Annotated in this window: 24 protein-coding genes; 19 read left to right on the top strand and 5 right to left on the bottom strand. The window is 43.1% G+C overall.

Annotation, left to right across the window (positions count from 1 at the left end):
• The first annotated feature begins 13 nt into the window (after window positions 1-13).
• The 9 genes from rimO (at window position 14) to WKT01_RS00270 (ending at window position 9856) form a co-directional block, all read left to right on the top strand.
• Complete coding sequence (gene rimO / locus WKT01_RS00230) at window positions 14-1339, top strand: 30S ribosomal protein S12 methylthiotransferase RimO (RefSeq protein WP_059069361.1); 1326 nt, start codon at window positions 14-16, stop codon at window positions 1337-1339.
• The gene (pgsA, locus tag WKT01_RS00235; RefSeq protein ID WP_117974300.1) at window positions 1336-1878 is read left to right on the top strand and encodes a CDP-diacylglycerol--glycerol-3-phosphate 3-phosphatidyltransferase; all 543 of its coding nucleotides are present in this window, start codon (window positions 1336-1338) and stop codon (window positions 1876-1878) included. Before rimO ends, pgsA begins: the two co-directional genes overlap by 4 nt.
• A 1-nt stretch (window position 1879) precedes the next feature.
• Window positions 1880-2359: a CinA family protein gene (locus WKT01_RS00240; protein ID WP_059069364.1), complete on the top strand. Its 480-nt coding sequence runs from the start codon at window positions 1880-1882 to the stop codon at window positions 2357-2359.
• Window positions 2360-2534: 175 nt separating this feature from the next.
• A complete protein-coding gene (locus WKT01_RS00245; protein WP_059069365.1) occupies window positions 2535-3227 on the top strand; it encodes an iron-sulfur cluster assembly scaffold protein in 693 nt (230 codons plus the stop codon).
• 139 nt (window positions 3228-3366) lie between these two features.
• Entirely contained in the window at window positions 3367-4377 is a 1011-nt protein-coding gene (locus WKT01_RS00250) for a GGGtGRT protein (protein WP_059069367.1), read from the top strand.
• A 654-nt stretch (window positions 4378-5031) separates the two neighbouring features.
• A complete protein-coding gene (gene hypB, locus WKT01_RS00255) occupies window positions 5032-5712 on the top strand; it encodes a hydrogenase nickel incorporation protein HypB (protein WP_059069369.1) in 681 nt (226 codons plus the stop codon).
• Window positions 5709-8417 carry an FAD-dependent oxidoreductase gene (locus WKT01_RS00260; RefSeq protein ID WP_059069370.1) on the top strand — a complete coding sequence of 903 codons (2709 nt, stop codon included), beginning with the start codon at window positions 5709-5711 and terminating at the stop codon, window positions 8415-8417. Before hypB ends, WKT01_RS00260 begins: the two co-directional genes overlap by 4 nt.
• Window position 8418: 1 nt before the next feature.
• Window positions 8419-8763, top strand: coding sequence for a hydrogenase maturation nickel metallochaperone HypA (locus WKT01_RS00265; RefSeq protein WP_059069373.1), 345 nt, complete (start codon window positions 8419-8421; stop codon window positions 8761-8763).
• Between the two features lie 46 nt (window positions 8764-8809).
• Window positions 8810-9856: a DUF5692 family protein gene (locus WKT01_RS00270; protein WP_117974298.1), complete on the top strand. Its 1047-nt coding sequence runs from the start codon at window positions 8810-8812 to the stop codon at window positions 9854-9856.
• A gap of 92 nt (window positions 9857-9948) precedes the next feature.
• On the opposite strand, the gene WKT01_RS00275 is transcribed toward WKT01_RS00270, so the two are convergent.
• A complete protein-coding gene (locus WKT01_RS00275; protein ID WP_059069376.1) occupies window positions 9949-10656 on the bottom strand; it encodes a FadR/GntR family transcriptional regulator in 708 nt (235 codons plus the stop codon).
• A 181-nt stretch (window positions 10657-10837) separates the two neighbouring features.
• Here WKT01_RS00275 and WKT01_RS00280 point away from each other — a divergent pair, with 181 nt between their 5' ends.
• From WKT01_RS00280 to WKT01_RS00310, 7 genes are all read left to right on the top strand, one after another.
• Window positions 10838-11731: a tyrosine-type recombinase/integrase gene (locus WKT01_RS00280; RefSeq protein ID WP_340311288.1), complete on the top strand. Its 894-nt coding sequence runs from the start codon at window positions 10838-10840 to the stop codon at window positions 11729-11731.
• A gap of 128 nt (window positions 11732-11859) precedes the next feature.
• Entirely contained in the window at window positions 11860-13491 is a 1632-nt protein-coding gene (locus WKT01_RS00285) for an ABC transporter substrate-binding protein (RefSeq protein ID WP_445299679.1), read from the top strand.
• Between the two features lie 47 nt (window positions 13492-13538).
• Window positions 13539-14489: an ABC transporter permease gene (locus WKT01_RS00290; RefSeq protein WP_340311364.1), complete on the top strand. Its 951-nt coding sequence runs from the start codon at window positions 13539-13541 to the stop codon at window positions 14487-14489.
• On the top strand, window positions 14486-15301 hold the full coding sequence (locus tag WKT01_RS00295) for an ABC transporter permease (RefSeq protein ID WP_340311289.1): 816 nt from the start codon (window positions 14486-14488) through the stop codon (window positions 15299-15301). The genes WKT01_RS00290 and WKT01_RS00295 overlap by 4 nt, the downstream gene beginning before the upstream one ends.
• Window position 15302: 1 nt before the next feature.
• A complete protein-coding gene (locus tag WKT01_RS00300; RefSeq protein WP_340311290.1) occupies window positions 15303-16259 on the top strand; it encodes an ABC transporter ATP-binding protein in 957 nt (318 codons plus the stop codon).
• A complete protein-coding gene (locus WKT01_RS00305) occupies window positions 16256-16900 on the top strand; it encodes an ABC transporter ATP-binding protein (RefSeq protein WP_340311291.1) in 645 nt (214 codons plus the stop codon). The genes WKT01_RS00300 and WKT01_RS00305 overlap by 4 nt, the downstream gene beginning before the upstream one ends.
• 20 nt (window positions 16901-16920) lie before the next feature.
• Entirely contained in the window at window positions 16921-17247 is a 327-nt protein-coding gene (locus WKT01_RS00310; protein WP_340311292.1) for a cupin domain-containing protein, read from the top strand.
• Window positions 17248-17424: 177 nt separating this feature from the next.
• Here WKT01_RS00310 and WKT01_RS00315 read toward each other — a convergent pair whose 3' ends face one another.
• Genes WKT01_RS00315 through aroC form a run of 4 tightly spaced genes read right to left on the bottom strand, consistent with a single transcriptional unit; the run spans window position 17425 to window position 22297 of the window.
• A complete protein-coding gene (locus WKT01_RS00315; RefSeq protein ID WP_445299681.1) occupies window positions 17425-19314 on the bottom strand; it encodes an extracellular solute-binding protein in 1890 nt (629 codons plus the stop codon).
• On the bottom strand, window positions 19314-20129 hold the full coding sequence (locus tag WKT01_RS00320) for an ABC transporter permease (protein ID WP_059069386.1): 816 nt from the start codon (window positions 20127-20129) through the stop codon (window positions 19314-19316). The genes WKT01_RS00315 and WKT01_RS00320 overlap by 1 nt, the downstream gene beginning before the upstream one ends.
• On the bottom strand, window positions 20119-21192 hold the full coding sequence (locus tag WKT01_RS00325; RefSeq protein ID WP_059069389.1) for an ABC transporter ATP-binding protein: 1074 nt from the start codon (window positions 21190-21192) through the stop codon (window positions 20119-20121). The genes WKT01_RS00320 and WKT01_RS00325 overlap by 11 nt, the downstream gene beginning before the upstream one ends.
• Complete coding sequence (aroC, locus tag WKT01_RS00330) at window positions 21182-22297, bottom strand: chorismate synthase (protein ID WP_340311294.1); 1116 nt, start codon at window positions 22295-22297, stop codon at window positions 21182-21184. Before aroC ends, WKT01_RS00325 begins: the two co-directional genes overlap by 11 nt.
• A gap of 270 nt (window positions 22298-22567) precedes the next feature.
• Between aroC and WKT01_RS00335 the strand changes: the two genes are divergently transcribed.
• The 3 genes from WKT01_RS00335 to yajC all read left to right on the top strand — a co-directional run bounded on the left by WKT01_RS00335 (window position 22568) and on the right by yajC (window position 25756).
• Complete coding sequence (locus WKT01_RS00335) at window positions 22568-24205, top strand: L,D-transpeptidase family protein (RefSeq protein ID WP_340311295.1); 1638 nt, start codon at window positions 22568-22570, stop codon at window positions 24203-24205.
• A gap of 16 nt (window positions 24206-24221) precedes the next feature.
• Window positions 24222-25352, top strand: coding sequence for a tRNA guanosine(34) transglycosylase Tgt (tgt, locus tag WKT01_RS00340; RefSeq protein ID WP_117974277.1), 1131 nt, complete (start codon window positions 24222-24224; stop codon window positions 25350-25352).
• A 128-nt stretch (window positions 25353-25480) separates the two neighbouring features.
• Complete coding sequence (yajC, locus tag WKT01_RS00345; protein ID WP_330382204.1) at window positions 25481-25756, top strand: preprotein translocase subunit YajC; 276 nt, start codon at window positions 25481-25483, stop codon at window positions 25754-25756.
• Window positions 25757-25948: the final 192 nt, after the last annotated feature.

Consider the following 25948-nt stretch of genomic DNA (forward strand, 5'->3'; position numbering starts at 1 on the left):
GAAGGAGAAGAAGATGAAGCTGTTATTTATTTCTCTTGGCTGCGATAAAAATCTAGTAGATACAGAGGTTATGCTTGGACTTTTGCATGAAAAAGGGTACCAGATGACCGATGATGAGACAGAGGCGGATGTGATCGTGGTCAATACCTGCTGCTTTATCCATGACGCGAAGGAAGAAAGCATCCAGAATATTTTGGATATGGCAAGGTACAAAAAAGAAGGTAGATTAAAGGCGCTGATCGTGACAGGATGTTTGGCGCAGAGATATCGTCAGGAAATCTTAGAAGAGATACCTGAAGTAGATGTGGTACTCGGTGTTACTGCATATGATAAAATATTAGAGGCTGTGGAGGAGGCTCTGCAAGGGAAAAGTGAGCTGATCCTAGAAGATAAAGACGCATTGCCTCTGGTCGACACAAAGCGTCTGGTTACTACAGGCGGACATTTTGCTTATTTGAAGATCGCGGAAGGGTGTGATAAACACTGTACTTACTGCATCATTCCTAAAATACGCGGTAATTTCAGGAGTATCCCGATGGAACGTCTGATAAGAGAGGCAGAATATCTGGCAGAGCAAGGAGTGAGGGAACTCATTTTAGTGGCGCAGGAGACGACACTTTACGGAAAAGATCTGTATGGGCAGAAAACGCTTCCTTTGCTTTTAAAGAAATTATGTGAGATCAAGGGGATACGGTGGATACGTCTGTTATATTGTTACCCGGAGGAAATCACGGATGAGTTGATCCAGGTGATCAAGAAAGAAAAGAAGATCTGTCACTATTTGGATCTGCCTATACAGCATGCCAGTGATGCGGTGCTAAAGCGCATGGGAAGAAGAACCACAAAGGCAGAACTCAAAGAAATCATTGGAAAACTTCGTAAAGAGATCCCGGATATTTGTCTGCGCACAACGCTGATCACAGGCTTTCCGGGGGAGACAGAAGAACAGCATGAAGAACTGATGGAGTTTGTGGATGAGATGGAATTCGACAGATTGGGAGTCTTTACGTATTCTGCCGAAGAAGATACACCTGCTGCTTCTATGCCAGATCAGATCCCAGAGGAGATCAAGGAAGAAAGGCAGGCACAGCTGATGGAGCTGCAGCAGGAAATTGCTTTTGAAAATGAAGAAGCGATGATAGGAAAAGAAGTGCTGGTCATGATAGAAGGCAAAGTAGCAGATGAAAATGCCTATGTGGGACGTACATATCGGGACGCTCCGAATGTGGACGGTCTGATCTTTATTAACACAGAGGAGATAATGCTCTCCGGAGACTTTGCGAAAGTGAAGGTGACAGGCGCTGTAGAGTATGATTTGATAGGAGGATTAGTAGAATGAATCTACCAAATAAATTAACAGTATTGAGAGTGATCATGGTTCCTTTTTTTGTGTTTTTTATGCTGACGGACGTAGGGGGAGATGCAAATAAATGGATTGCTCTTGCGCTTTTTGCCATCGCCAGTCTTACGGATATGTTGGATGGGAAGATTGCGAGAAAGTATAATCTAGTGACAAATTTCGGAAAATTTATGGATCCGCTTGCGGATAAGCTGCTTGTGTGTTCCGCTATGATCTGTCTGATCCCACAGAAAAAACTATCTGCTTGGATTGTTATTGTGATCATTGCAAGAGAATTTATCATCAGTGGTTTTCGCCTGGTGGCGTCCGACAATGGGATTGTGATCGCTGCAAGTTACTGGGGAAAATTTAAAACGGTATTTCAGATGATGATGATCATTGTCTTGATCGCAGATTTCGGCGGCGTATTTGACGTGATCGGGGAAGTTCTTATCTGGGCAGCATTAGCGCTGACGGTGATCTCCTTGATTGATTATATTGTGAAAAATAAACAGGTATTGACCCAGGGAGGAATGTAAAGTGCAGCTGGAAGAACGCGTAGTAGAAGTACTTGCACGGCGGCATATGACGGTGACTGCGGCAGAGTCTTGTACCGGAGGACTTATCGCAGGGACATTGGTCAATGCGGCAGGCGCGTCAGAAGTTTTAAACGAAGGGTATGTGACGTATTCTAATGAGGCAAAAGAGCGTCTGGTAGGAGTTCGGCATGACACATTAGCAGTCTATGGCGCCGTGAGCGCACAGACAGCAGAAGAAATGGCATGCGGAGCGGCAAAGGCGGCAGGTGCAGATGCGGCGCTGAGCGCAACAGGGATCGCAGGGCCGGGAGGCGGGAGTAAAGAAAAGCCAGTAGGGCTCGTCTATATAGGCTGTTTCGTAAATGGCGAAACAGCAGTGAAGGAGTGTCATTTCAAAGGGGATCGTATGGAAAACCGAAAAAGAACGGTGCAGGCTGCCTTGGAAATGCTGCTTGAAATGTTAGAGAAAGTGCCTGGATAGAGGGCAAACTTGTATAAAGTACCGATTGACGAATGTCGAAAATTGTGCGAAAATACCTTTATATGGTGCAGGGCTGACCTTTCGCGACAGAAGGCGTAAGGTCGTCCGTTTTTGCGCGGAAAATGCAACGTACCGTATAGGTAGAAAAGTATACATATTTGAAAGGAGTTTTAACATGATTTATTCACATGAAGTAGAAATGATGTGTCCGGTGGCTCAAGGTGCTAATCACGGACCAGCTCCGATTCCGGAAGAAGCAAAATGGGTACAGGCAAAGGAAATCAAAGATATTTCCGGTCTGACACATGGTGTCGGCTGGTGTGCTCCGCAGCAGGGAACATGTAAACTGACTCTGAATGTAAAAGATGGTATCATCCAGGAAGCTCTGGTAGAGACGATTGGATGTTCTGGAATGACACATTCTGCTGCTATGGCATCTGAGATCCTTCCGGGAAAAACTATTTTAGAGGCGTTGAATACAGACCTTGTCTGTGATGCGATCAATACAGCAATGAGAGAATTGTTTTTACAGATCGTATACGGAAGAACACAGAGTGCATTCTCTGAGGATGGACTTCCGATAGGTGCCGGCTTGGAAGACCTCGGAAAAGGACTGCGTTCTCAGGTGGGAACAATGTATGGAACATTGGCAAAAGGTCCTCGTTACCTGGAAATGGCAGAGGGATATGTAACAGGTATTGCACTGGATGATAAAGATGAGATCATCGGATACCAGTTCGTAAGCCTTGGAAAATTCACTGATTTTATTAAAGCAGGCGATACACCGAACGATGCATGGGAGAAAGCAAAGGGACAGTATGGCCGTGTAGATGACGCAGTGAAGATCATTGATCCGCGTAAAGAGTAATTACATACAGGCAGTATCAATAAAAATGACAGCGTCGTTATGCAAACCTGTACAAGAGTTTGCTGACAGCGGCGACATGTATTGCACGTAAGCATGGAAAATACACATGCTAAGTGTTCATAACGAGGAGGACAAGTAAATGGCTTTATTTGAATCATATGAAAGAAGAATTGATAAAATCAATGAAGTATTGAACAGTTACGGCATTGCTTCTCTGGAGGAAGCGGAGAAGATCACAAAAGATGCTGGACTGGATGTTTACAATCAGATCAAAGGGATTCAGCCGATCTGTTTTGAAAACGCATGCTGGGCATATATCGTAGGCGCTGCGATCGCGATCAAGAAAGGCTGTACAAGAGCAGCAGACGCAGCAGCAGCTATTGGTGAAGGACTGCAGGCATTCTGTATTCCTGGTTCTGTTGCAGATCAGAGAAAAGTAGGTCTGGGACATGGAAATCTTGGAAAAATGCTTTTGGAAGAAGAAACAGACTGTTTCGCATTCCTGGCAGGGCATGAATCCTTTGCGGCAGCAGAAGGTGCGATTGGTATCGCAGAGAAGGCGAATAAAGTACGTAAGAAACCACTTCGTGTTATCCTGAATGGTCTTGGCAAAGATGCCGCAAAGATCATTTCTAGAATCAATGGTTTTACTTATGTACAGACAGAATATGATTATTATACAGGAGATCTTAAAGAAGTATCCAGAACGGCTTATTCAGACGGACTTCGTTCCAAAGTAAACTGCTATGGAGCAAATGATGTCCGTGAAGGCGTAGCAATCATGTGGAAAGAGGGCGTGGATGTTTCTATTACAGGAAACTCAACAAATCCGACACGTTTCCAGCATCCGGTTGCAGGAACATATAAGAAAGAATGTATTGAAGCAGGAAAGAAATATTTCTCCGTTGCATCCGGCGGTGGTACAGGACGTACACTGCATCCGGACAACATGGCTGCTGGTCCGGCTTCCTATGGTATGACAGATACTTTAGGACGTATGCATTCTGATGCGCAGTTCGCAGGCTCTTCTTCCGTACCGGCTCACGTAGAGATGATGGGTCTGATCGGAGCAGGAAACAACCCGATGGTTGGTATGACTGTTGCAGTAGCTGTAAGTATCGAGGAAGCAGCAAAGGAAGGTAAATTCTAAGAAACAGCGTAAAATAAAGAGTTTTAAGAGCAGTAAGGAGTGGTTCGATGTATGGAAATACAGACCACTCCTACATTATTCCTACACTAAGTCTACACCCACAAGTCTACATCTAAAAACACAGATTACATTCTATTTTATTTTTTCTATTTCATTTCTAAGCCAATTAAGAGCCCGTTCAGGTAGTTAATTTGTTGTATAATGTTGAAATATGTTGGAGATAACAGCGATACCGGATACCTTATAGGTGTATTACCATCCCAATTATAAAGATATTTTTAAGTAAACGAACTCGAAAATTGCCAGTTTGTGGAATGCGAAAATCTATATGAAAGACAGAAAAACATCGTAGTAATACGGTGTTTTTTATTTCCAACAGAGGTGTTGTATCATACGCTACCAAATTTTTTGATATGAAAAGTATGAAGACATAGTATTGGTTTACAATAAATGGAATTGGATATACCAGATACCAAGCTGATAATTTTATAATAGTACTTATAAAAGTTTAATATTCAATATAATTACACAATATTTGTTTGTATAATTGCACAATATTTATCTGTATAATTGACATAATTTATACGGAATAGTATAATGATAAAAAAGTAACAAAATCTGGTATGACCAATTATGAAGAGGAGGGATGAGAAAATGGAAGAATTTAGAGTCCTGGAGATCAAACAGAGTGTTTTTGCGGATAATGACAGACGGGCGGAAGAAGTCAGAAATACATTAAAAGAAGAAAAAGTATTTCTTTTGAATTTGATGGCGTCGCCGGGCGCTGGTAAAACAACGACACTGCTCCGTACGATCGAACAATTGAAAGAAAAGATGCGTATCGGTATTATGGAGGCAGATATAGATTCAGATGTAGATGCTCAGGCAGTTGCTAGTATGGGGGTCAGAACAATCCAGCTGCATACGGGAGGTATGTGTCATCTGGATGCAGATATGACAATGCAGGGGTTAGAGGGACTTACAACGAAGGAAACGGATCTGGTGATTTTGGAAAATGTGGGAAATCTGGTCTGTCCTGCGGAGTTTGACACCGGAGCGATAAAAAACGTGATGATCTTAAGTGTACCAGAAGGTGACGATAAACCGTTAAAGTATCCGCTTATGTTTTCTGTCTGTGATGTAGTGCTGATCAATAAGACGGATGTGATGCCGTATTTTGATTTTGATATGGAAAAATGTAAAGAAAATATCAGGATGAGAAACCCGGAGGCAGAGATTATTCCCATTTCTGCAAAGACGAAAGAGGGAATAGATAAATGGTGTGAATGGCTTGAAAGAGAAGTAAGAATGTTTCAGGAGGGAGCAGAGGGATGAGTGAAGAACGGACACTGATTTTGAAATTAGGGCAGAAGATTACGGACCGGATCGGACATAAGGTGACGGTAGAGGATCCGGAATATTGGGGACTTGCCAGTGTAGTGACAGACGAGATGGCAGAAGTGGCGCTGAAGATGAAAGTCCGTAAGCCTATGACTTTCCGGCAATTATTGAAGGCAACAAAAAAAGAGGAAAAAGAGCTAGAAAAACTGCTGCATGAAATGTGTGTTGTGGGACTTTTGGAATATAATTGGGAAAATCCGGCACATGAAAAGCAGTATGTACTGCCTATGTTTGTGCCGGGAAGCGCAGAGTTTACCAATATGAATAAAGAGCAGCTGGAAAAGCATCCGGAATTGGGCCGTTTCTTTGAGCGTATGTCTCGTCTGCCGCTTGAAAAAGTAACGCCTATGGTGCCGCCGGGCGGAGCCGGGATCGGTATGCATGTTATTCCCGTGGAAAAGGCGATCGAGATGGAAAATCAGTCTGTGGATATTGAGCATATTTCACACTGGCTGAAAAAGTATGAAGGAAAATATGCTGCAAGCCCCTGTTCCTGTAGAATGTCCCGCCAGACATTTGATGAAGGATGCGCCGATGATCCGGCGGACTGGTGCATTGCTGTAGGCGATATGGCGGATTATGTGGTAGAGACGAATAAGGGCGGCCGCTACATTACATATGACGAGGTAATGGAAATCTTAAAGAGGGCAGAAGACAATGGCTTTGTACATCAGATCACCAATATTGACGGAGAAAACAAGATATTTGCCATCTGTAATTGTAACGTGAATGTATGTTATGCACTGCGGACCTCGCAGCTTTTTAATACGCCAAATCTTTCTCGTTCTGCTTATGTGGCACGGGTAACGGCAGAGGATTGTGTGGCATGCGGACGCTGTGTGGAATATTGTCCGGCGGGAGCGGTCAAGTTGGGGCAGAAGCTGTGCACAAAGGATGGACCTGTGATTTATCCGAAACAGGAATTGCCGGATCGCGTAAAATGGGGACCGGAAAAATGGGATGAAGACTACCGGGACAACAACCGGATCAACTGTTACGATACCGGAACAGCTCCCTGCAAGACAGCCTGTCCTGCGCACATTGCCGTGCAGGGCTATTTGAAAATGGCTGCCCAAGGAAGATATACAGATGCACTTGCATTGATCAAAAAGGAAAATCCATTTCCGGCGGTATGCGGGCATGTTTGTAATCGAAGGTGCGAGGATGCCTGTACAAGAGGTACGGTGGATGAAGCGGTGGCGATCGACGAAGTGAAGAAATTCATCGCAAGAAAAGACCTGGATGAAAAAGAACGCTATATCCCTCCTATCGTACCGCCTACAACAGGAAGGTTGTTTACGGAGAAGATCGCGATCATCGGAGCAGGACCTGCGGGATTAAGCTGTGCATTTTATTTGGCCGAAAAAGGATATAAACCGACTGTGTTTGAGAAAAATCAACGTCCCGGCGGTATGTTGGTATATGGAATACCATCTTTTAAATTAGAGAAAGATGTCGTAGAGGCAGAGATCGATGTGATACGTAAGATGGGTGTGGAGATCCGCTGCGGTGTAGAAGTTGGCAGAGACGTCACGTTAGAAGAACTTAGAAAACAGGGATATAAGGCGTTTTATATCGCTGTCGGCTGCCAGGGTGGCCGTATGGCCGGGATACCGGGTGAAGATGCAGAAGGTGTCATGACGGCAGTGGATTTCCTGAAAACAGTTGCAGAACAGCCAATGGAAGTCAAAGGCAGAACGGTTGTCATTGGAGGCGGCAATGTAGCGGTGGATGTGGCGAGGACCAGTGTCCGCTGTGGTTCTGACCAGGTGCAAATGTTTAGCCTGGAGAGCAAAGAAGAAATGCCGGCGTCTGACGAGGAAATAGGTGAAGCAAAAGAAGACGGTGTGGAAGTAAACTGTGGATGGGGACCGAAAGAGATTTTGCAGGAAAACGGAAAAGTCTGTGGGATCGTTTTAAAAAGATGTGTTTCTGTGTTTGATGAGAATGGGCGCTTTGCACCTACATATGATGAAAAGGAAACGATCACAGTGAAATGTGAGCATGTATTTTTGAGTATCGGACAGAGTATCGTCTGGGGAGATCTTCTGAAAGATTCCAAAGTAGAACTGGGAAGAGGAAATAAAGTGATAGCTGATGAACTTACCTATCAGACTGCAGAATCGGATATTTTTGTGGGCGGCGATGTCTATACGGGACCTAAATTTGCCATTGACGCGATCGCTGCAGGAAAAGAAGGAGCAGTTTCTATCCATCGTTTTGTACAGCCTAACAGCAGTCTGACGATAGGAAGAAACCGCAGAAAATTCAAGGAACTGGATAAAGAAAATATTCTTTTGGATACTTATGATACTTCTTCCAGGCAGATACCCGGAAAAGACACAGATACCGACAGCAGACATTCTTTTAGAGATATACGGAAAACATTTACGGAAGAGCAGGTGAAAGCAGAGACTGCAAGATGTTTAAGCTGTGGCGCATCGGTTGTAGACGAAAATAAATGTATCGGCTGCGGAGTCTGTACGACAAAATGTGAATTTGATGCGATCCATCTGTACAGAGAGCATCCAGAGTGCAGTAAGATGTACAAGGCAGAAGATAAGATGAAAGCAATCCTGCCTTATATGCTGAAGCGAGAAGTAAAGATCAGGTTCGGCAGGAAAGATAAGGAAAAATAAAATGCATGAGTTGGGAATCGTATTTCATATTATGGACAGTCTGGAGAAGATTGGCAAGGAAAATCAATTAAGTGAGATCGCAAATGTGACATTGGAGATTGGCGAGGTGTCAGGGGTCGTAGATGCCTATTTAAAAGATTGCTGGAAATGGGCAGTTCGAAAGTCCGATTTATTAAAAAAGGCGGAACTTATTACAGAGACAATAGAAGCGGTGACTTTCTGCGAAGACTGCGGCAGTACATACAGTACTGTGAAATATGGTAAGATCTGCCCATACTGTCAGAGTGGGCATACGTATCTGGCAGTGGGAAATGAGTTTAATATCAAGGAAATAGAAGCCCGCTAAAAGCAAGAAAACGGGCATGAGAGCAAAAAAGAAGGAGGAATGAAAGATGTTATTTCAGATTTATGGGGATAATGCAGGCTGGCAGCTTTTAGGCTGGCTGTTGGTGTTTGCGGGATTGATCTTGGCAAATGAAATTGCCAGACGCACAAAAGCAGGTGGAATCTTCTGTTTTTTGATCTTGCCGGCGGCTTTGACGATATATTTCATCGCGATTTATGTGGGCGCGGCAGGAGGAGCAGAGTGGGCGCTGAATAATCCTACGTATACGCATATGAACAGTTGGTTCCATTATGCAAAATTATATGCGGCTACAGCGGGATGTATCGGATTTATGATGCTGAAATATAAATGGAGCATAGGGAAAAAGGAGTGGTTTAAAATCTTTCCTTTTTTGATCGTAGCAATCAATATTCTAATTGCGGTAGCCAGTGATTTTGAGTCGGGGATCCGAGGCGCTATGGCGCTTGCAGAACATGGGGACCGTTGGTGGCTTTCCTCAGAAAATGTATGGCTTTACGGCGGATGGTGGAACTGGGTAAATGGAATTGCAGGTATCTTAAATATTTTATGTATGACTGGCTGGTGGGGAATCTATTCTTCAAAAGATAAAAAGGATATGCTGTGGCCGGATATGACATTCTGCTTTATTATTGCCTATGATCTGTGGAATTTTGAATACACGTATAACAATCTACCTACGCATGCGTGGTATTGTGGGCTTGCGCTTCTTCTGGCGCCAACCTTTGCCAATGCCTTGTGGAATAAAGGCGGCTGGATCCAAAACCGTGCGAATACGCTGGCGTTATGGTGTATGTTTGCCCAGGTATTTCCATTGTTCCAGGACAACAGTAAATTTACGACAATCTCTTCTGTATATACGGATGGTGTGATGGATGCCGCTGTAAGACCGACATCTGCGGATCCGACTATGCAGGGAATCATCGCGATCCTTGCCCTTGCGGCAAATGTGATCGTTCTGGCGGTGATCATCAAACGGGCGAAAGAGCAGAGAAAGAATCCATATAAAAATGAAATATTTACAGATCAAAGAGACTTTAAGCTGGCGATAGCAAGAGCTGAAGTAATGAAATAAATACAGGTAAGTTTGCCGGAGTAGACATACTAAAAACTGCCGCATCTAAGAGTAAAAAATTAGATGCGGCAGTCTGTATTTAGAAAACAAGTTTAGTCATAATAGATTTTCCAGTTTCCATCAATGCATTGCTGCATAGACTGTTCGATCCAGTTGACTGCGCCTTCTGTATCCCGATCACGTATATAGGTCCACATCGTAAGATTACTTTCATAGAGCGTTTCTATACCGTATAGATCACAGAATCGTTCCCACATAGTAAATACTGGGGCGCGGAAAGACTGAAATATCAAAGGGATGAGCGTATTTTTGGAGAGAAGGGCAAATTCATGCTGGAAGTCAAAGGCATACTGGATTGCTTCAGATACTGTTTGGGAAGTGCGGATATGTTCTACGATCTGAAACAGACTTTGCACTTCTTCATCCGTGATCCGATCAATGCACAGTCTTGCAGCCAGCGTATCCAGGGCAGTGCGGACTTCAAAAATGGAACGTATTTCCTCATTGCGGATCTTTCCGCCATTATATTTCATAATAGACATCAATGTATCAAGCGTTCCTTTTCTGCGATAATCTGCCACGTAAGTTCCACTTCTTGGTTTTACGATAAGAAACCCTTTCTTTTCAAGATCCGTTATACCGCTGTTCACAACGGCACGGCTGACCTGCATCATTTCTGAGAGTTGGCGTTCCGGCGGCAGTTTTTCTCCAATCTTCAACTTGCCGGAGAGTATCATATGCTCTAATTGTTCTATAAAAAGCTCCTTAAGAGAAGGAGAGCTGATCTTTTGAAATTCCATATAAAATCCTCGCTATATTTTCTTATTTATTTTTAACATTATAGCATATTTAAAAAGACAAAGGAGAGTAATTATAAAAGAAAAGTAAATAAGAGGTTGATAGAAAAACATAAAAATGTTATAGTATGAATAATATAAATAACATATAAAAAATATAAACAAGGCTGGGAGGGCGCAGCTAATGATCCAAAACGTTCAAGAGGAATTTGTCAATATGAAAATATGGGATTTATTCTGTATGCACTTTAAAAGCCATACGACTTCTTTTTCCTATTGGTCAGATATACAAGAATTTTGTCGTTATACAAAAAAGCCTTTTGTAAAGACTGAGGCAGAAGATGTGGAATCCTATTTTTTGTTCCTGAAAAAAAATATAAAAGAAAGGAAGATCAGCGCGCTTACTGCCACGAAAAAATTCCGGGAACTACATTCATTTGCAGTATTTACAGAAGAAAAGGATGAGACGGCAAACGAGACATTCCAAGATTACTTTTATCCATATTTAAAAGAGATGGCTAAAGAAGAGAAATTTGCCCGATTTGTTCCTGTAGAGCATATGGATGCATTGTTGGACGCGGCAAGAGAAGACAGAATGGCATATACAATCTTGACACTTTTGTACCGGGCGGGACTTTCTTCCAGTGAGATTATTTCTTTAAACGGGGAAGAAGATTTTTTAATATATGAGGATGGTGTCTATTCGCTGCTGCAGGGGAGAGAAGACCCCTGTTATATTCCAGAGGATGCGTGGGAGATTCTGGCAATATATATGGAGGGCAGAGAACGATGCCAGAGTCTTTTTTATAACCGAAGCAAGCGCAGACTGAACAGCATGTATATAAGTCGTATGATGAAAAAGTATACACAGTTGGCAGGACTCCCGTCTTATAGTGCGCAGGATGTGCGAAATACTTGCGCATACAATTTGTTCGCGTATGGCGCAACGAAAGAACAGACGGCAGATCAGATGGGGCGTACCACACAGCAGATCCATCGTTACCGGGCAATAGGATACAGAGAAAATCTGAAAAAGAAGGCCAACAGTCTTGTAAAATTGAGAGTAGAAAAACCCTAAACTTTCCTTCAGTTATATCGATACAGCCGTATACGTATCCCCACCCAGGGCTTGTACATATCTATACAGATGATACAATAGAAGCAACAGGAAACAGATAAAAATATCTTATGGAAGAATATATGTACATGGAAAGGCAGGAAGACAGAGTGAAAAGAAGGAATATAGCCACAGCCTGCATTCTCGCAGCCTTTATGATGTTGACAGGATGTGCGGGAGGGGAAAAAGCAGATACGGCCAATCAGGAAAAAGAAACGAGAAGAGAAAATGAGGTTATCGTGACCATGCCTGTTACATCAGAACCGGAAGCCGGGTTTGATCCTGCCTATGGCTGGGGAGCCGGCGAGCATGTGCATGAGCCTTTGATACAGAGTACGCTTACGGTGACAACAGAAGACTTGGAAGTGGAAAATGATCTGGCAGAGGGATATTCTGTCAGTGAGGATGGACTGACCTGGACTGTGGACATTAAACAAGATGTGTTTTTTACAGATGGGGAAGCGCTGACGGCAGGAGATGTTGCTTTTACTTATAATTTATGCAAAGAGAAAAGCAGTGTCAATGATTTTACTATGCTCAACAGAGCAGAAGCAGTGGATGAGGATACGGTCAAATTCTATATGAATACGCCCTATTCGATCTGGCCTTATACGATGGCAACGGTAGGTATCGTACCAGAGCATGCCTATGATGAAACTTATGGAGAGAATCCCATTGGTTCAGGACGCTATATCCTAAAACAGTGGGATAAAGGACAGCAAGTGATCTTAGAGGCAAACCCAGAGTATTATGGCAGCGAAGTTAAGATAAAAAAAGTCACCATACTCTTTATGGAAGAGGATGCTTCTCTCGCGGCGGCAATGAGCGGACAGGTAGACGTCGCATATACCTCTGCCTCCTATGCAGAACAGGAAGTAGAAGGATATGGACTACTGGAGGTTGAAACGGTAGATAATAGAGGATTTAATCTTCCGGCAGTACCGGCTTATGAAGATGACGGGATGAAAAAGGGAAATAATGTGACAAGTGATGCGGCGATCAGAAAGGCAATCAATATAGGAATCGACAGAGAGGAAATGATCACAAATGTATTAAACGGATATGGCACACCTGCCTATAGTGTATGTGACAAGCTTCCTTGGTATAATGAAGCAGCGCAGATAGAGTATGACCCGGAGAAAGCAAAAGAAATACTGGAAGAAGCTGGCTGGAAGGAAAGTAAAGATGGTATACGGGAAAAAGATGGCGTAAAAGCAGAATTCACATTGCTGTTCAGTCATGACGATTCTGTCAGACAGGCACTTGCAGAGGACACGGCGAATCAGTTAAAAGAAATCGGCATTGCTGTAGAAACAGAGAGTGTGGGATGGGATACCGCTTATGACAGGGCACAGGCAGATGCATTGGTCTGGGGATGGGGAGCACATACTCCGATGGAAGTATATAATATTTACCACACAGCGCCCGGTGAAAAATCTGCACAGTATTCGCCTTATGCCAATGCAGCTGTGGATACGTATATGGAAGAGGCCTTGAAAGCAGATACACTGGAAGCGTCCTATGAATTGTGGAAACAGGCACAGTGGGATGGGACGACAGGTGTTGTACAGGCGGGAGATATTCCTTGGATATGGCTGTGTAATGTAGAACATCTCTATTTCGTACGGGATGGTCTGCAGGTGACAGAACAGAAGATCCATCCACATGGACATGGGTGGTCGATCGTAAATAATGTAGATAAATGGGAATGGAATGAGTAAAATTGGCAAGGGAAATCGTTTGTTTGATCGTAAAAAAATGTATAAGAATGTTTTTATTGTTGGCGGCAGTTAGTATTGCCGCCTTTGCGCTTGTAAGCGCTTCCCCTGTGGATCCTTTGCAGGCAAATGTAGGGCAGGCTGCAATGGGAAGCATGAGCAGGGAACAGATCGAAAAGCTGCAGTCTTATTGGGGAACGGATGAGAAACCTGTAGAACGTTATGTAAACTGGGCAGGGGATCTGCTCAGAGGGGATATGGGGACCTCTTTGCTGTACAGAAGACCCGTGACAAAAGTAATCGCAGAAAAGCTGTCGAATTCTTTCTTACTGCTTCTGATCTCCTGGATACTTTCCGGGACGATTGGTCTGGCACTCGGCATATTGGCGGGAAGTTATCGTGGCTCTTGGCTGGATAAACTTGTAAGACGATACTGTCTTTTGATTTCCAGCACACCTGTGTTTTGGCTGGCGCTTTTGCTGCTTTTGATCTTTGCCGTCTGGCTGCAAATACTTCCGGTAGGTTTTAGCATACCGATCGGAACGGCAGCTTCGGATGTGACACTTAAGGAGCGAATCCTACACGCCATCCTTCCGGCATTGACCTTAAGCATTACCGGGATCGCAAATATAGCCCTTCATACAAGAGAGAAAATGGTAGAGGTGATGGAAAGCGAGTATATGCTTTTTGCCATGGCACGGGGAGAAAAGAAAAAGAGCCGTATTCTACGACATGGTTTGAGAAACATGCTGTTTCCGGCATTAACGCTGCAATTCGCTTCTGTCAGTGAGATCATCGGCGGTTCTGTTCTGGTAGAACAAGTATTTTCTTATCCCGGACTTGGACAGGCGGCAGTGACTGCTGGGACAGGAAGCGATGTTCCTCTTTTGCTAGGCATTACGCTTGTAACTGCCGCCATTGTTTTTATCGGGAATCTGATCGCGGATATACTCTATCCACTGATAGACCCCCGCATGAGGAGAAGGGGGAGAACAAGATGAATCTAAGAAAAAAAACAGCACTCACATTTAGTCTCTGCCTTGTTTTTTTAGCTGCAGTTGCAATATTGGGGAACGCACTAAGAGAAACTGCGTTTTTGACAGATTTTACAAGGAAGAATCAAGCGCCTTCTTTTTCTTTCCTATTTGGAACAGACTGGATGGGGCGGGATATGTGGGCGCGGACATTGGCAGGGCTTTCTTTAAGTATATGTATAGGGACGGTGTCTGCCGCAGTCAGTGCTTGTATTGCGTTATTTCTGGGGATTGCAGCAGCGATCATGGGGAGAGCAGTGGACAGTGTGATCTCCTTTCTTATTGATATGATCATGGGAATCCCACATATTTTGCTTTTGCTTCTTGTCTCCTTTGCTTTTGGTAAAGGTTTCAAAGGAGTTGTGCTTGCGGTTGCTCTGACGCATTGGCCTTCTTTGGCGCGTGTGATCAGAGGGGAAGTATTACAGATCAAGGAAAGCCAGTATGTGCAGATTTCTTTAAAACTTGGACACGGAAAGCTTAAAACAGCGGTGCGGCATATATTGCCCCAGCTCATACCACAATTTTTAACAGGGTTGATCTTACTGTTTCCCCATGCTATATTGCATGAAGCAAGTATTACATTTTTAGGTTTTGGACTTTCTGCGAAGGAGCCTGCCATTGGGGTGATCTTATCAGAAAGTATGCAGTATTTGATAACAGGAAAATGGTGGTTGGCTTTATTCCCGGGGATGATGCTTGTATGCACCGTATTTTTATTTGACCGCATGGGAAATTCCGTCAAACGCCTGCAAGATCCGAGAGGAGCCAGAGAATAGAATGTGTGAAGTAAAACATCCGATAGTAGAAATACAACATTTGTCCGTGAAATTTCGGCAGTATGCAGAAACATTTTCACAGCAGTGGATACCTGCGATCACTGATCTAAGCGTGGCCGTGCATGCAGGAGAGATCGTAGCAGTTGTTGGTTCAAGTGGCTCTGGGAAAAGTCTTCTTGCACACGCAATATTAGGAATATTACCGGAAAATTCCAGAAAAGAAGGAACGATCTTTTTTGGCGGGGAATGTCTGACGGAGAAAAATACAGAACAGTACAGAGGAAAGAAAATTGCTCTGGTGCCGCAGAATGTCACATATCTAGATCCTCTTATGAAAGTAGGAAGACAGGTGCGAGCGCAGAAGAACAGTACCGAACGAAAAGATATGCAAAGAAAATTATTTTTAAAATATGGACTTCCAGAAGAAGTGGAAGATTTGTATCCACATGAATGTTCAGGCGGGATGTTGCGAAGGGTCCTTTTGTGTACCGCATTGATCGAACGGCCTCGTCTTTTGATCGCAGACGAACCGACAACAGGGGTAGAGCAGGCACTTGCTGTGCAGGCTATGCAGGATTTCAGAGCATTTGCAAAGGAAGGAAATGGCGTGCTTTTCATCACGCATGATTTAGATATAGCGGTTAAGACAGCGGATCGGATCGTCGTTTTTTATGCGGGAACGACGCTGGAAGAGGCAAATGCCCGTGATTTTAAAGAAGAAAAACTGCGCCATCCTTATACACGGGCACTATGGCAGGCATTGCCTGGCAATGCTTTTGTATCCGTGCCCGGCAGACAGCCTTTGGCTGTTTCTGTAGGAGAAGGTTGTGTCTATCGGTCTCGTTGTCCATTTGCAGATGCAAGATGTGAAGGAAAGATTCCCTTTAGATCGATAGATGGCGGTAAGGTGCGGTGTGTGAAAAACCTAGGATATAACGAAAGGAGTACGCTTGCATGAGTCTAAATGCAGAGCATATCACATTTTCTTATAAAGAAAATCAAACAACAAGAAAAACGATCATAAGGGACATCAGTCTGGAAATCAGAGAAGGAGAGCGAATTGGTATCCAGGCGCCTAGCGGAACAGGAAAGACGACACTGATGAAAATTTTGAGTGGTTATTTGAAACCAGATAGCGGTCAGATATTCATTGACGGAGAACCAATAGGCAAACAGAAGTATTGCCCGGTGCAAATGATCTGGCAGCATCCGGAAATGTGTGTAAATCCACGGTTGAAAATGAAATCTGTTTTAGCAGAAGGGGATAGGATAGAAAGACAAGTGATCGAGAAACTAGGTATCGAGGATACATGGTTGGAACGCTTTCCCCAGGAACTTTCTGGCGGAGAACTCCAGCGTTTTTGTATTGCAAGAGCACTAGGACAGAGGACCAAATATCTGGTGGCAGACGAAATCAGCACAATGATGGATGCAGTGACACAGTGCCAGATATGGGAGTTTTTGCTGAATGAATGCAGCAAAAGAAAGATTGGGATACTGGCGGCGAGCCACAGCAGAGAACTGCTGGACAGAGTATGTACAAAGGTGATACAATTAGAGACAGTCGAAAATAAATATTCCAGCATTTGGAAAAAATAAAGAGAAAAGAGGGCTCAGACATGAAAATAGAAAGAGTAGAAAATATGTGCGGCGGAGAGGGGCATGTGATCATTAAACGTCTGTTGGGAGATAAGGAATTAAATGGAAAATGCAAGATGTATGCAGAAGTCACATTGGAACATGGATGCAGTCTTGGATATCATGAACATCACCAGAATAGCGAGACATATTATATTTTGTCGGGAGAAGGCGAATATAATGACAATGGCAGCATTCGCGGCGTAAAACCGGGCGATGTGACCTATACTCCAGATGGAAAAGGACATGCACTCAAAAATATAGGGATAGAACCATTAAAATTCATGGCGCTGATCATCAATGAATAAAATATAGACTTACATTCTTTCGAGCGCATCCGCAGTGCTAGTTCAATTCCTCTTACGTTTCATTTCGCTATCGGCGATCGCCGAATAAAAAGAAACAGATCGTACCCTGTTTACATGTAAGCATGACACATGGTATGATCTGTTTTTTTCGCTGCTTGTTGCTTCATTAAATTTATATTATTGAGATTTTACTTCTCTCCATAATTGGTTATAGATCACATCGTTTTCGTCGCCCAGAAACTGGAAGGTTTCACAGTTTGTAAGCTGAGATGCATCTGGAAAGGCGATCGTACTGTTGCGGATGGCGGGATCTTCAATCAATTCTCGTCCTGCTGTATTGGGGATAGAGTATGTAATGTAGTCAAAATTCATTTTAGCAATATCCGGGCGGCAGAGAAAGTTGATAAATTTTTCTGCATTTTCTTTGTGCTGTGCATTTTTGGGAATCACCCAGGAATCAATCCAAAGATTAGATCCTTCTTTTGGAATGACATATTCCAAGTCTTTATTTTCTTTCTGACAATAGAGCGCTTCTCCAGAATAAATCACACCAAGCGCCGCTTCATTTCCAATCATTTTATCACGTACCTGATCGATCACGTAAGCCTGGACGAGTGGTTTTTGTTCGATAAGCAATTTTTTTGCGGCTTCTAATTCATCCAAATCAGTAGAATTCAGAGAGTAACCTAAGTATTTTAGTGCAACAGCAAACGCATCCCGTACACTGTCTTGCATGAGAATATTGTCTTTATATGTTTTATCCCACAGAATCCCCCAACTATCGACGGGACCGTCTACCATTGTTTTGTTGTAAAGAATACCGACAGTTCCCCATAAATAGGGGACGGAGTAGGCGTTATCTGGATCGAATTGCCTGGACTGCTCCATATAGACATCCCCAATATACTGTAGGTTGGGAATGTTGTCATAGTTGATTTCGGCAAGCAGGTCATTTTCAATCATACGCTGTACCATATAATCGGACGGGCAGACTACATCATAAGCGATGGCACCGGATTGGACTTTAGGGTACATGATTTCATTTGTTTCAAATTCTTCGTAGACGACATGAATACCCGTTTCTTCTTCAAACATAGAGATGACTTTAGGATCCAGATATTCTCCCCAGTTATAGACGATCACCTGATTGGAAGTAGACACCGGGTTTTTGGAAAGATAGAAAACACCGCCGACGATGATCATAAGGATCATAAAAACAGGGACCACTTTTCGGCACAGGAATTTAAAACTCTTACTAAACCAGAGGAAAACTCCTGTATTTATGTGGGAAGGTCTTTTGGTATCCTTATGCTCCGGCGTGAAATTGACGAGGAACAAAAGAAGCAGCACGGTAAGGAACATAATTGTAGATAGTGCGTACATCTCAGGTTTGATGCCTTTTCTGACCTCGCTGTAGATCTTCGTGGACAGAGTATCGATACCGGGACCTTTTGTAAAATGTGTAATGATGAAATCATCCAGGGACATGGTAAAAGCAAGAAGAAAACCGGAGAAGATGCCAGGGAGTATGTCCGGAAATACGACTTTGTAAAATGCATAAGTAGGAGAAGCCCCCAGATCAAGCGCCGCTTCATAGGTATTTTTATTTGTTTGTTTTAATTTAGGCAGGACACTCAATATAACATACGGAATATTAAAAGTTATATGTGCAAGTAAAATTGTAGAAAACCCGAGAGTGAAACGCATAGCGATAAATAAAAGCATAAGGGAAATTCCAGTTACGATGTCTGCATTGAGCATAGGAATATTGGTGATCCCTAAAAGAAGCGTACGTATTCTCGGCTGCATGACCTGTATGCCGACAGCGGCTGCTGTCCCTAATAAAGTGGCTATCAGAGCAGATAGCAGTGCGATGATCAAAGTAGTATACAGAGCGTTCATGATATCCTGATTCTGAAATAAAGAGACATACCATTTCCCTGTGAAACCGCCCCATTTGGAACGTGTTTTTGTATTGTTAAAAGACAGAACGATCAAAGTCGCAATAGGGGAATACAGCAAAAAAAAGATAAGCAGCAGATAGATTTTTTTCATTATATTTTTCATCAAAATGTATTTCCCTCCCCGTTTTTATCATATTTTGCGATCAAAGCCATACTGGCAATGATAAAAATCATCAGAACAAGAGAAAGACCGGAACCGACATTCCAGTTGCTTCCTTGTTTAAATTCTTGTTCAATGACATTTCCGATCAGCAAAATCTTGCTTCCTCCCAGCAGATCTGAAATGACGAATGTAGTAAGAGAAGGTACAAATACCATAGTAATCCCGCTGATGATGCCGGGAATGCTAAGGGGTAGTATGATCTTCATAAATGTCTGTACTGCATTAGCCCCCAAGTCTCTGGCAGCAAAAAGAATATCCTTGTCAATCTTTACAAGAACATTATATATAGGAAGCACCATAAAAGGCAGAAAGTTATAAACCATTCCAAGCACGATTGCATAAGGCGTGTTGATAATCTCCAGGGAAGGAAGATGGAAAAATTGCAAAACACTGTTAATGATACCATTTTTTTCCAGGAGATTTTGCCAGGCAAGAGTACGCAAAAGAAAGTTCATCCACATAGGGAGGATGAAGATGAGCACGATAAAGCTGGATTGGCGTACCTTTTTTTCCGCCAGTATCATAGCAAGGGGATAGGCAAGGAGCAGGCAGATGAAAGTACTGATAAAAGAGAGCAGCAAAGAAAGCCCCAGCGCTTTTAAATTCTCAGGGGTCGTGATCTGTGCTAAGTTTAACAATGTAAATCTGCCTTCTTTATCTGTAAGTCCATAATAGACGATCATAAAAAGAGGGATGATAATAAAAGATACAGACCAGAATAGATACGGGCCTGCGAGCCATTTCCTACTCTTCAATTCCAACTGCCTCCTCATCTTCGGATTCTGGTTTTTTCATGATCTGAATATCAAAAGGATCGACTTTGATCCCAACTTCCGTTCCCACAGGAAACATGTCCGTGCTGTGGACAAGAAGTTCATAGTTATTAGCGAGAACTTCCATCTCATAATGGACACCTTTGAAGATCAAATGTGTGACAACGCCGTCGATCGTACCTTCTCCGGGTTTTACAAGATCAATATCCTCCGGGCGGATAACAGCGTCCACAGGTGTATTATGTCCGAAACCAATATCCACACACTGCCAGACAGCTCCCAGCATTTTGACAACTTTATCTTGTACCATGGTGGCAGGAAGAATATTACTGTCACCGATAAAATCGGCAACAAAGGCGTTCTGCGGTTCATTGTAAATATCTTCAGGTGTGCCGATCTGTTGGATATATCCCTGGTTCATGACAACGATCGTATCCGACATAGTCAGCGCTTCTTCCTGGTCATGGGTAACATAAATGAAAGTGATCCCCAGTTCGTTTTTCAGACGGATCAGTTCATACTGCATGTCCTGGCGTAGTTTTAAATCCAAAGCGCCAAGAGGTTCATCCAGAAGCAGTACCTTAGGCTCATTGACGATCGCACGTGCGATCGCGATACGCTGCTGCTGACCTCCGCTTAAAGAATCGACAGAACGATCATCATAACCTTCCAGATTGACAAGTTTGAGTGCATAGCGTATTTTATCCTGGATATAAGATTTTGATTTCTTCTTGATCTTTAGTCCGAACGCGATATTTTCGGCGATGGACATATGAGAAAAAAGCGCATATTTTTGGAAGACAGTATTTAATTGTCTTCGGTTGGGCGGCAGATGATTGATATTTTTCCCATTGAAAATAATATCGCCGTGATCAGGAGTTTCAAAGCCGCCTAAAATACGTAGCAGAGTGGTTTTTCCGCATCCGCTTGGACCAAGGAGGGTAAGAAATTCATTTTCCCGTATATAAAGATTTAACTGGTCCAGAACCAGATTGCCGTCAAAAGATTTTGTAATATCGACAATATCGATCAGTTTATTCGACATTTTTATCCTCCGCATAAATTTTTTTTACGTGTTCCATCTTGCTGGCCATATTTTGCAGGAGCAGATCAGCCAGGGTGATCGCTGTCATAGATTCTATGACAACAACGGCGCGTGGAACGATGACCGGATCGTGCCTGCCATGTATGGAGATTTCCGTATCCTGCCCTTCCACAGTAACAGTATGTTGCTGCCGGGAGATAGAGGAAGTAGGCTTTATACTGGCGCGCAGGATCAAACAAGAACCGTCACTCATTCCGCCCAAAGTTCCACCGGAATGATTGGTTCGTTTGGCAATTTTCTCGCCTTCCATGAAAAAGGAATCATTATTTTCACTGCCGATCGCGTTGGATACAGCAATACCATCTCCAATTTCCACCGCTTTTACAGCGCCCACAGACATGATTGCTTGGGCGAGCAGAGCGTCTAATTTGTCAAAAACAGGTTCTCCGATTCCAACAGGAAGTCCCTGCGCGATACATTCTATCGTCCCTCCGCTGGAATTTAATTCCTTTATCAAGGTATCCAGATAGCTGCCTGCCTTTTTGGCGACTTCGTTGCTAGGCATAAAAAGAGGATTTTCTGAGATTTCTGATAAATGGTATGCGTCTGCCTTTACGGTATAAGGTCCGATTGATTTTGTATATGCTGTTACAGTAATTCCAAGCTCTTTTAACAGAAGAGAAGCAACAGCGCCGGCAGCGACTCTTCCAATCGTTTCTCGCCCGGAAGAACGTCCTCCGCCTCTGTAGTCCCGAAAACCATATTTTTTCTGAAACGGATAGTCAGCATGACCGGGACGGTACACTTCTGCTATATTCCCATAATCACGGGAACGCTGATCCTTATTATGTATGAGAAGAGAGATAGGAGTACCTGTCGTGTACCCTTCAAAGACGCCGGAGAGGATTTCTACCGTATCCTCCTCACTTCTTCTTGTTGTATATTTATTTTGTCCGGGCTTACGCCTGTCCAGAAATACCTGTATATCGTTTTCTGTAAGAGCAAGTCCCGCAGGACAGCCGTCTACTGTGACTCCAACGGCGGGACCGTGGGATTCTCCCCAGGTTGTAATGCGAAATAGTTTGCCAAATGTAGAACCACTCATGGAAAAACTCCTTTCTGTTCATAGTATTATATAGACATACAGACTTATTATATAGGAAAAGACCCTTTGTTGACAAGTACATAAAATGATTGAAAAATATACGTCTGTGAGGCAGCCTGTCATGTATGTTTTTTAAACATGCAGCTTTGTCGGCAAAGAGCGAGGAAATGTTTTAAGAATGTTTTAAGAAAGCAGATAATACTGTACTTTTTTGCCGTTTCGTAATATAATGGGTCCAGATGTTGAGAAAAAGAGAAGGAGCTATACTATATGAACGATAAGGACATAAAAAAGAGAAATGTACTTACGTCGGAAGAGGATACGTACTATCTGGATGAGGAGGAATTTGAAGAAGAAGCTCCGTCTGCGCAGACAGATAGTGAATATGACGAACACGATGAAAGTGGATATGATGATATAGAAATTTTACGAGAAGAAGATTTGGAAGATGACGTTCCGACAGAGAAAAACAGGAGACGGAAAAGAAGAAAAAACAAAGAAAAAAAGGTCAGAAGATCCGGGAAAAAGATTTTTATTATCTGCAGCAGTATAATTGGCGTACTGGCAGTAGTTTATATAGGTGTTTCTGTCTTTTTTATGCAACATTTCTTTATCAATACAGAAATTAACGGACATGATTTTTCAGGAAAGTCTGTATCAGCAGTAGAAGACTATATGAAAGAACAGGTAAAGGACTACCAGCTTGAAATTTTAGAGAAGGACGATCAGTCAGATCTGATCGACGGAGATGCTATTTCCTTGACGTATAAAAAAAGTAATGAAATAAAAGAAGCGGTAAAAAAGCAGAATGGTTTTTTGTGGCCGAAGGCATTTTTTGATAAAAATTCCCAGAAAGTAACTGTCAATGTATCCTATGACACAGATGCACTGAATACATTGATCGCCGATTTGAAACCGGTGACAGTAGAACAGACACAGCCGATATCTGCTATGCCGAAATTTGATGGGGAGAAGTTTACTGTAGAACCGGAAGTTTATGGAACTGCCGTGAATATGGAAATCCTGACAGAGAAGATACATGAGTATATCACAGAGTTTAAGCCTGCATTAAATATGCAGAAGGAAGGCTGCTATGCAGAACCTAAATATACAGCAGACTCCAAAGAAGTGCAGGCTGCATGTGATACAATGAATACCTACTGCAAGGCGAGTATTACCTATACAATGGGCGAGAATGTCGTTGTAGACAAGACGTTGATATCTGAGTGGCTTTCAGTTGATGAAGACATGAATGTGACATTTAATACAGATGCAGTGCGGACATGGCTGACAGAATTTGGAGATACCTATGATACACAAGGCACAACCCGGACGATCACGACTCCGACGGGGAAAACGACCGAAGTTTCCGGTGGGGATTATGGATGGTCTATAGATGAAGACGCAGAATTTGAGGCATTGACAAACAGTATTAAAAATGGAGAAACTGTGACAAAAGAGCCGGCGTATTATCAGACGGCGGCAGTTCATGGCGCACAGGACTGGGGAACGACCTATCTGGAAGTGGACTTATCTGCGCAGCATATGTGGTATATCATAGATGGAGGTGTTGCGCTTGAGACAGATGTAGTAACAGGCGAACCAATTCCGGCGAAGATTACACCTACAGGAGTTTATTCGATTTTAGAAATGAGCCAGAATGAGACGCTGGTAGGTGAGATCGATCCTTCTACAGGTGAGCCGGAATATAGGACACCTGTAGCATATTGGATGCGAGTGACATGGAGCGGCATTGGTTTCCATGACGCAACCTGGCAGCCAGCTTTTGGCGGGAGTTTGTATCAGGACGGTCTGGGCTCTCACGGCTGTATCAATATGCCTCTTGACCAGGCGGCATCCCTGTACAGCATGTTGTCCACGGGAACCCCGGTTATCATCCACAATTAACAGGAGTAAATGACAGATGTATGAACTGATAAAAACAGACGGTAAAGCAAAGAGGGGAAGACTTGTCACAGTGCACGGTACGATAGAGACCCCGGTATTTATGAATGTAGGCACTGCGGCTGCGATCAAAGGAGCGGTATCGACAGATGATCTGCGTGCAATAAAGACGCAGGTAGAATTGTCCAATACGTATCATCTCCATGTAAGGCCAGGGGATGAGATCGTCAGAAAATTAGGCGGACTTCATAAATTTATGAACTGGGACAAGCCGATACTGACAGATTCCGGGGGATTTCAAGTGTTTTCTCTTGCAGGGTTGAGGAAGATCAAAGAAGAAGGGGTACACTTTCACTCTCATATTGATGGAAAAAAAATCTTTATGGGACCGGAAGAGAGCATGCAGATCCAGTCTAATTTGGCATCTACCATCGCTATGGCATTTGACGAATGTCCTTCCAGTGTGGCGGACAGATCGTATATGGAAAAGTCTGTGGCACGGACAACAAGATGGCTGAAACGCTGCAAAAAGGAGATGGATAGGCTGAATTCTCTCTCGGGAACTTTGAATCCACAGCAGCTGCTGTTTGGTATTAATCAAGGTGGAATCTACGAAGACATTCGTATCTCGCATGCACAGCAGATCACGGAACTAAATCTGGACGGCTATGCGGTCGGCGGGCTGGCAGTGGGAGAAAGCCATGAGGATATGTATCGGATCTTGGATGCAGTCGTTCCATATCTTCCCCAGAATAAGCCTACATATCTGATGGGAGTGGGCACACCGGCGAATATATTGGAAGCAGTAGATAGAGGAGTAGATTTCTTTGACTGTGTATATCCAAGCCGAAATGGGCGTCATGGACATGTATACACAAACCGTGGAAAATTAAATCTGTTCAATGCAAAATATGAGTTGGATGACAGACCAATCGAAGAAAATTGTCAGTGTCCTGCATGCAGAAGTTACAGCAGAGCATATATCCGCCATTTATTAAAGGCGAAAGAGATGCTGGGGATGAGGCTTTGCGTGCTGCATAACTTGTATTTTTATAATACGATGATGGAAGAGATACGAGAAGCGATAGAAGGAGGAACATATAAAGAATATAAGGAAAGAAAGCTCGCAGGAATGGGACAAAAGTCTTAAGTTTTCCTCAGAATATAAAAATTGTCTTAAAAACCGACAGAAAATGAAAAACAGACTTGAAGATTATTTGAATATTGTGTATAGTAGTCTTATTGGTTTGAACATAGAGTTAGGAGGAAAGAAACAAGATGAATATGATAGGTATTATTCTCATCTATGCTGTAGTATTAGGAGGTATGTGGTTTCTTCTTATGCGTCCGCAGAAAAAGGAGCAGAAGAGAATCCAGGCAATGCTCGCTACAATGGAGGTCGGAGATACTGCATTGACGACAAGCGGCTTCTATGGTGTTATCATTGACATCACAGATGATGACGTTATCGTAGAATTCGGCAATAATAAAAACTGCCGTATTCCTATGCAGAAAGCTGCGATCGCACAGATTGAAAAGCCAAGTGCGGAATAAGTATAGAGTGAGTATCAAAAGGAATAGAATTCCTGCTATATATAAGGAAAGGGCGCTGATTTTGGGAAATATCAGCGCCCTTTCTGCTTGTGTGCCTAACGACGCACGCTTTTTTAGGGGGATACAGTGGCTGAGGCTATCGATCTAACAGAAATACAAAAGGCGCAATACTAAATCTATTAAGCTAAGCCT

Origin of the sequence: Mediterraneibacter sp. ICN-202921 (genome assembly GCF_037890075.1) — a bacterium.
GTDB classification, from domain to species: domain Bacteria; phylum Bacillota; class Clostridia; order Lachnospirales; family Lachnospiraceae; genus Mediterraneibacter; species Mediterraneibacter massiliensis.